The organism is Hyalangium sp., from assembly GCF_035629615.1.
Lineage (GTDB): Bacteria > Myxococcota > Myxococcia > Myxococcales > Myxococcaceae > Hyalangium.
The window spans coordinates 1-7644 of record NZ_DASPHO010000495.1; the positions used below are offsets into that span (position 1 = coordinate 1).

Here is a 7644-nt window from a genome sequence, read left to right on the forward strand (position 1 = left end):
GCGCTCCTTGCCCACGCCGCTCTCGCCCGTGATGAGGATGGTGGTGTCCACCTTCGCCGAGCGCCGCGCCAGCCCCAGCACCCGCTTCATCTCCTCCGTGCGCGCCACCATGCCGGACGGGTCGCCCGTGTCCCCCGTCACCCGCGCCAGGCTCCGCTGCTTCAGCCGCAGCTTCTGCTCGGCCTGCTTGAGCGCCTCCGCCACCTCCCCCAGTGTGCCCTCCATGCACTGCGTCTCGTAGAAGCGCAGCGCCTCCACGGACTCGGGGCCCCACTCCTCGGCCGGCTTGCCGACAATCTGGCAGACCGCGTCCCCCTTCCCCACGCAGCGCGTCTCCAGGCAGTAGATGGCCTTGCCGTGGCAGTAGCTCATGTACCCGCTGGCGAACCCGGTGAGGCTCCAGCACACCGGCTGGTCCGCCCGGCCCAGGTGAAGCAGGTGCTGCTCGGCCTCGTAGGACTCGCGCCACAGGGCCTCGGCGAAGGGCTCAGGTCCCTCCTCGGGCTTGCGCTCCACGGGCTCGAAGAGCACCTGCCCCTGCAGCGTGTGCAGCTGGCCTCCCGCCCGCCGCCACGCCCCCTCATCTGCCCACGGGAAGGCCGTCTTCATGGCCTCGGCCGTGCGCCACCCGTGCGCGAAGCCCAGCCGCGTCAGGATGCCGCGGGCCGCCGTCATCCCCACCGTGCCAATGAGCTCCTTGCGCAGCAGCCCCAGCGCCACCGCATCCATCAACAACGCCCGCTGCCCGGCGAAGTGGATGAGGCCACCCCCCGGCTCGAAGCTCAGCAACTCGCGTAGGTCCAGCTCCAGTCGCGCTGCCATGGCTCCCTGCTCCTTCCAGAACGATGGGTATGACTATCAATCTGAGAGCCTTTGTGCACGCCTGTGAGTTCCCGGTTTAATGATTCCGAGCACTTGGAATGTCTTGGAAGATGGCGTGAGGGTTGCTATCTAGCACCGCCCATGGGCACGGAGTTCGACAGACGCGAGGTGGCGGGGCCGTCCGTGGCGCCAGCGTGCTTCGTGTCTCATGGCTCGCCCATGGTGGCGCTCGACACGGATGCCTATCCCCAGGCGCTCCGGGCCTTCGCGGAGGGACTGAAGGGGGTGCGGGCCCTGGTGGTGGTCTCCGCGCACTGGGAGACGGCGGGGGGCGTGCGTGTCACCGCGAGTGAAGCCCCGCCCCTCATCTACGACTTTGGCGGCTTCCCCGAGCCCCTGTACCAGCTCACCTACCCGTGCCCCGGAGAGCCCGTGCTCGCGCGCGAGGTGGCGGCGCGGCTCACCTCCGCGGGCATCCCGGCGGCGGAGGATCCCTCGCGTGGGTTGGATCACGGCACCTGGGTGCCACTGCGGCTGGCGCTCCCGGAGGCGAAGCTCCCGGTGGTGCAGCTGTCCATGCCTCGCGGTGCCACGGCCGACGAGGTGGCGCGGATGGGCGAGGCCCTGCGTCCCCTGCGGGCCCAGGGCGTCATGCTCATGGGCAGTGGAGGGGTGACGCACAACCTGCGCCGGGTGGTGTTCCAGGACAAGCACGCGCCTGCGGAGGCGTGGGCCCAGGCCTTCGACACGTGGGTGGCGGAGCGGCTTGCGGCGAAGGACTTCACGGGCCTGCGCGCCTGGTCCACCGCACCGAATGCGCGGCTGGCGCATCCCAGTACCGAGCACCTTGTTCCGCTCTATTTCGTCCTCGGCGCTGCCCTCCCCGAGGACCGGGTCACTCCCGTCTACGAGGGCTTTCATCACGGAACCATGTCCATGCGCAGCTTCGCGCTGCGCACCTGAACCGCTGTCTGGAGGAAGTCATGAAGATGCTACTGAAGTCTGCTATCGCCGCTGCTGCCCTCACCGTGCCGTCGCTGGCAATGGCCGCTGAGTATGTGTTCGATCCGGCGCACACCACCGCTCAGTTCGCCGTCAAGCACCTGATGGTGACGAACGTGAGGGGCAACTTCGGCAAGGTCACGGGCAAGCTCAACGTCGACGACAAGGACATCACCAAGTCCTCCGTCGACGTGACGATCGACGCGTCGACCATCGACACGCGGGAGCCGAACCGCGACAACCACCTGAAGAGCCCGGACTTCTTCGACGTGGCCAAGTACCCAAACATCACCTTCAAGTCGACGAAGGTAGAGAAGGCGGGCGACAAGAAGCTCAAGGTGACCGGCGATCTCACCATTCACGGCGTCACCAAGCAGGCCGTCCTCGACGTGGACGGGCCGACCCCGGAGATCAAGTACCCCGGCCAGCCGGAGATGCGGCGGGGCGCCTCGGCGACCACGAAGATCAGCCGGAAGGACTTCGGCCTGACCTGGAACCAGGCGCTGGAGGCCGGTGGCGTGGCGGTGGGTGACGAGGTCACCGTGTTCCTCGAGATCGAGGCCCTCCGGAAGCTGCCCGCGCCCGCCAAGTAGTCTCACACCGCTCCCATGAGCGGATCCCAGAGGGGCCTCGGTGAACGAGGCCCCTCTTTTGCTGCGGGCGGGAGCGCCTGGCGTGGAAGGCTAGCCCTCGGCGACGGTCTGGACGTTGGAGCGGTAGACGAAGATGCGCGCGGTGTTGGTGCGGCTGTCAGCGGGGATGAAGAAGAAGCCCTGACCGCCCTCTTTGAAGTCGCGCGAGAAGCCCGCCATCTGCCGGCCGTCGCTGAAGGTGACGCGGATCTTCTGCCCCTCGGTCTGCGGCTGACGGGCGCCGGCGGGGAGCATGAAGAAGATGGCCTTCACGCGCTTGCCGGGGATGCGCTCGGGGGCAAAGCCGGTCTGCTGCTCGAGCGGGATGGTCTCGTCGAGCAGATCCACGTCGCGGATGATGCCGCGCTTCACCTGGCCTTCCACGGTGTGGATGATGACGCGGTGCTCGCCCTCCACGAAGCAGGAGGTCTGCGCGGAGGCGGAGGGCGTGAGCGGAACTCCCAGCGGCTCGAAGAGGGGGAGCTCCTCGATCGCTGCTTCGGTCTGCGCAGCCGCACGGGGGGCAGGTGGCGGGAGGGCCACGGGGGCCAGCGCCGCAGAGGAGGCCCGCGCCGGGGCCGAGGGGGCCGCCGCGCTCATGGCCTGCATGCTCGCTGCAGAGGGACGCGCGACTCCCGGAGAAGGGAGCGGGACGGCCGCGCCAGGCGCTGTCGGCAGGTGTGCCGCGCGGGCCGCGGGAGGAGGGGCAGGCGGTACTGGCACGCGTGGCGCAGCGACCCCTGGGGGAGGAAGCGCGCGGGCCGCCGCAGGGGCGGGCGGTGGCATGGGGATGGCAGCAGGCGCGGGGAGTGGCACGGCCCTCGCCGCCGGGGGCGGGGGAGGCGGCATCGCGATGGGAGCGCGAGCGGCCGGGGCGGGCTCCTCGGTGAACTCGACCTCCGCGAGCTCCATCACTGGCAGCTCCTCGGTGGCGGGAGGAGGCGGCGGCGCGTCGTCGAAGGTGACGTCGATGCTCGGGTCGTCCGAGGAGGCCTCGACGGGAGGAGGCGGCGGTGCGTCATCGAAGGTGACGTCGATGCTCGGCTCGGCCGAGGTGGCCTCGATCGGTGGAGGTGGCGGGGTGTTGGCGGTGGTGGCGTAGTCCAGATCCGCCAGGTTCTGGATCGGCGCTCCGAAGGCGCTCAGGTCCGCGGGGTACTGCTGCATCTGGGGAGTCCCAGCCCCCAGATCGTCCATGGGAGCAGCGAAGGGGCTGGGCCCCCCCTGCCATGGCTCCTGAGGCACGTCGTCAATCTCCTGATCGGAGGACAGCTTGCTGATCTCCGTGGTCTCGCCGAACACGTCGCGCTTGGGCGGATCCTTGAGCCACTCGGGCTCGGGCTCGGCCCACTCGGCGCGCTCGGGCTCCGGCGGGGGAGCGGCGGCCTGCTGCTGGGACCACTCCTGGGCGGGCTCCTGCTGCGGAACGGGCTCGAGCTCCTGCGCGGGCTCGAGCTCCTGCGCGGGCTCCTCGGGCGTGGCTTCCCAGCCCGGTGTCGGGGCAGCGGAGGACTGCCAGCTTGTGTCCTGGGGCGTGCTGGAGGGCCACTCCTCGCTCTGGGCCGTGGGCTCGGGCGGTGTCGTCCAGGGCTGCTCCTGCTCCTCGGGCGTCGCCTCGAGGATCGGCTGATCGTCTTGTTCTTGGACCGGCGCGCTCCATGGAGCCGACGCGCCCGTGCTGTCCTCAGGTGTGGCGCTCCACTCGGAGGAGGTGGCGGCGGGCGTGGCCTCGGCCCACGGATTTTCCTGGGGAGCGGGAGCGCCCCACTCGTCCGCAGGGGGCAAGGGCTCGGCCTGCAGGGACGGCGCCTCCTCGGGCGCCGACTCGGAGCTCCAGCCCTGCTCCTCGGGGGAGGCGGAGGGCGCTGCGGGTTGCGTGTCGATGGACGACTCGGTGAGCTCGATGACGTCACTGCCGGGTTCCGGCGTGAACTCGCTGGAGAGCTCGATCGATCTCTCCGAGTTCCACGAGGAGCGCTCCGTGATGCCCGGCACGAAGTCCGCGTTGGTTGCGAGCGGAACGGCCTCCTCCGGGTTGCCAGAGAGATCGAAGTCCTCTCCGGAGGAGCCGGCCTGCACCGGGCGGAGCTCGAGCGACGGCGGCTCCATTTCAGCGGAGTGGCTCGGCGCCGAGGACTCGGGCTCGATCTCGGCGCCGAGGTCGGCCACGTCGAAGGTGGGCGGCTCCTCCGCTGCGGGGAGCTCCACGGCCGGCTCAGGCGAGTCCTGCTCGAAGGATGAAGCCAGGGGAGCAGAGGTTTGCGCTTCCGTCGGCTCCATCTCGAGCTCGGAGGCCTCGAACGTAGGCACCTCGGGGCTGGCGGGATCCTGAGGCGGCTCGGACAGCTCCTCGGAGGGGGCTGCTTCGAGGACGGGAGTCGTGTCGATGCTCTCCGCAGGCTCGGGCGCCGTGGGGAAGGGGGCCTCCTCGACCATGTCCTCCGAGGTGAGCGAGACCTCTGCTTCGACAGGGGAGTCGAACGAGACCTCTGCTTCAACAGGGGGGGCGAACGAGACCTCTGCTTCAACAGGGGGACTGAGCGAGACCTCCCCCTCGACAGTGGAATCGGCTTCGGCCGGGAGGGGCTCCGCGGGCTCCACGGCGAGCGGCGCGGAGTCCCAGCTGTCGCTGCTTGCCGGGGACGACAGGGCGGCCGGGGGTTCCGGCTGCACCTCCTCCATGGACAGCTCCTCGACCGGCTGGGTGAGGAGGGGCTGCGACTCAAGCTGCGGCTCGAACTGCGGTTCGGGTTGGAGCTCGGTTTGCGGCTCGGGCTCCACGTCTCCATCGAGCAGCGAGACATCGTCCGCGCCCAGCTCGATGGGCTCCGAGGCCTCCTCTACCGGGGGCTCGGCCTCCACACTCGCGGGCGCAGGCTCGACATCGAGTCCGCCGCTCATCAGCGCGGAGGGCTCCTCCTCGGGCGCCGGGGCGAGTGTCTCCGAGGACAGCGCGGGCGCAGCCTCGGGCGCGCTGCTCGCCTCCGCGAACGTGGCCGCAGCATCCGAAGCGTCCTCTACGTCCGTGACCTCGTCGGCGGACACCTCGACGAAGTCATCTGCCTCCACCTGCTGAGCGGTGTCCGCGTCAGCCGCGGCCGGAGCCGACTCTTCGGGAGCTCGCCAGGGCGTGGAGCCACTCAGCGCAGAGAAGTCGACGTCTTCCGCGCCTCCCGGGGTGGGCTCCGGCGCGGGGGCGGGCTGCTCATAGGAAGGCTCGGAGGAGGCCTCGGGAGAAGGCTCGGGCGTAGCGGGCCAGGAGGCCTCTGTCTGACCCTGGGCCGCCGGGTCGTACGGCTGCGCGTAACCGTCGGCGTAGGCCTGCTGAGGGGCCTCGGCCGGATACTGGCCCTGAGCTTCGTAGCCCTGAGCTTCGTAGCCCTGAGCCGTGTAGCCCTGAGCCGTGTAGCCCTGGCTGGGGTCGTAGTCCGCCTGATTCGGGTCGTAGCCCTGCTGCGGATAGGCGGCGTAGGCCTGGTTCGGATCGTAGGCCTGGTTCGGATCGGAGCCCTGCTGGGGATAGCCGGCGGGGTAGGCGTACCACTGGCCGTCCGCGGCGTAATAGCCCTGGGGCTGCTGCTGCTCGGATTCAGCGGGGTAGGCGTACCACTGGCCGTCCGCGGCGTAATAGCCCTGGGGTTGCTGCTGCTCGGATTCAGCGGGGTAGGCGTACCACTGGCCGTCCGCGGCGTAATAGCCCTGGGGTTGCTGCGGATGGAGCTCTGCCGTGCTGGGCTCCTGGGCCGGCGCGTCCTGGACTCCCAGGAGTCCACGCAGCTCGGTCCAACGAGCCTCCTCTGTGGGGGAAAGGCTCCCCATCTTTCGCTTCTCATCGAGGAAGCGAAACTCTCTCATGGCCGCGCGCGTGTCGGACATCCGTCCACCTTGCTACGGGTAAGGCGTAGGCAGTGCGAGGTTCCCGCCAGAACGCCTGGAGCGCAAATTTGGAGGCGAAGAGTGTAGGAGAGTCCCAGCACCCGGTAAACGGACCAGAATGGCTCGATCGGCCGCTACCTGGAGGAGAGGGACGCCTTGAGCTCTTCGTCCAGCTTCGCTACATCCATCCCGTAGTGGGCTTGGAGCGCCTTGTCAAAGGGAGTCCCCTGGCCCACCTCGCGGATGAGGGTAAGCAGGCGGGAGGCCCCTCCCCTGCGCATCAGCTCCCGGACGGCGACGGCTGAGGTCGCATAGGCCATGCCGGGGTCCGAGCTCTGGATGAGCATGCCGCTGGACAGGCCGCTGAGGCTGGGGAGCCGGCCGCTGCGGGCCGCGCCCCGGAGCGCGTTGCCGATGACCACGGGAGGGCCGTCTCCGCCCAGGTAGCGCCACTCGACGTACTCGGCCAGCCCCTCGTTGAGCCAGGTGGGGAGCTGGTGGCCGCCGCCGCAGAGCTCGTCCACCGCGGCGTGGACGTACTCGTGGACGAGGGTGGCCTTGGTCTGCTCGGTCAGCTCGGCGCCGCCGTTGATGCGGATGGCGCCCTGCGAGTACAGCCCGGCGGCCACGCGCGCCAGGGAGGCGCCCTGGTGGGTGCGGAACTCCTCCCGGGTGTAGAGGATGACGTCCACGGGCTCTTCGCGGGCCTCGCCGAGGAGGCCGCGGGTGTGCTCGTAGGCCTCCTCGAGCGCGGCGACGACCCGGCCCTCGTACTCGGCGCGCTGGCCGAAGTCGCGGTTGTTGTTGAAGTACTTCATGACGAAGCGCCGGTTGGCGCGGGTGCGCATGCCGTCCTCGCCGACGCCGGACTCGTAGGTGAGGCTGGTGGGGCGCGTGTCGCCCTCGTCCTGGGCCACGGCGGGCCGCGTCTTCCCGCGGGAGGGCTCCTCTCCGCCGTTGAGGCGCCGCTCCAGCTTCTCGGCCTCCGCGCGCGCCTGGCTGTCCTCGGCGGAGAGGCTCCGGGCCTTCTGCGCCAGCTTCTTCGCCTCGGCGGCCTGGGGGGATCGGGGCGGCACCTTCTCCAGGGCCGCGATGGCGCCCGGCCCGTCCTTGTCCGCCAGCAGCAGCTTGCCCAGCTCCAGCCCGAAGGCGCCCTCCTTGGGGTAGTTGGCCAGGCCCTTGCGCAGGGCCTCCTCGGCGGAGCCGCGCTGATCCGTGGCGAGCGCCGCGCGGGCCAGACAGCGCAGGCCCCCCGCGGACTCCTCGAAGGCCACGGAGCGCTCGCCCAGCGAGTACGCCATCACCGCATCAT

General features: G+C 70.2%; 5 protein-coding genes. 2 read left to right on the forward strand and 3 right to left on the reverse strand.

Annotated features, from left to right (window positions below; all coding sequences use genetic code 11):
• Nucleotides 1–822, reverse strand: an 822-nt coding sequence (locus VD972_RS25360) for a XylR N-terminal domain-containing protein (protein WP_324991241.1), incomplete at its 3' end; no start/stop codon positions are given.
• Nucleotides 823–963: 141 nt separating this feature from the next.
• Here VD972_RS25360 and VD972_RS25365 point away from each other — a divergent pair.
• On the forward strand, nt 964–1785 hold the full coding sequence (locus VD972_RS25365; protein WP_324991243.1) for a class III extradiol ring-cleavage dioxygenase: 822 nt from the start codon (nt 964–966) through the stop codon (nt 1783–1785).
• A gap of 20 nt (nt 1786–1805) precedes the next feature.
• Nucleotides 1806–2417, forward strand: a complete 612-nt coding sequence (locus tag VD972_RS25370; protein WP_324991245.1) for a YceI family protein — start codon at nt 1806–1808, stop codon at nt 2415–2417.
• A 90-nt stretch (nt 2418–2507) separates the two neighbouring features.
• Here VD972_RS25370 and VD972_RS25375 read toward each other — a convergent pair whose 3' ends face one another.
• Nucleotides 2508–6332 (reverse strand): DUF6982 domain-containing protein, encoded by a 3825-nt coding sequence (locus VD972_RS25375; protein ID WP_324991247.1) that lies wholly within the window; start codon nt 6330–6332, stop codon nt 2508–2510.
• A 134-nt stretch (nt 6333–6466) separates the two neighbouring features.
• Nucleotides 6467–7644: peptidase MA family metallohydrolase (locus VD972_RS25380; protein ID WP_324991249.1), on the reverse strand; the 1178-nt coding region annotated here is incomplete at its 5' end.

What these genes read in the sequence shown, in the direction of transcription:
- VD972_RS25370 (WP_324991245.1), top strand. Translation starts at nt 1,806, where the DNA reads ATGAAGATGCTACTGAAGTCTGCTATCGCCGCTGCTGCCCTCACCGTG.
- VD972_RS25375 (WP_324991247.1), bottom strand. Translation starts at nt 6,332, where the DNA reads ATGTCCGACACGCGCGCGGCCATGAGAGAGTTTCGCTTCCTCGATGAG.
- VD972_RS25365 (WP_324991243.1), top strand. Translation starts at nt 964, where the DNA reads ATGGGCACGGAGTTCGACAGACGCGAGGTGGCGGGGCCGTCCGTGGCG.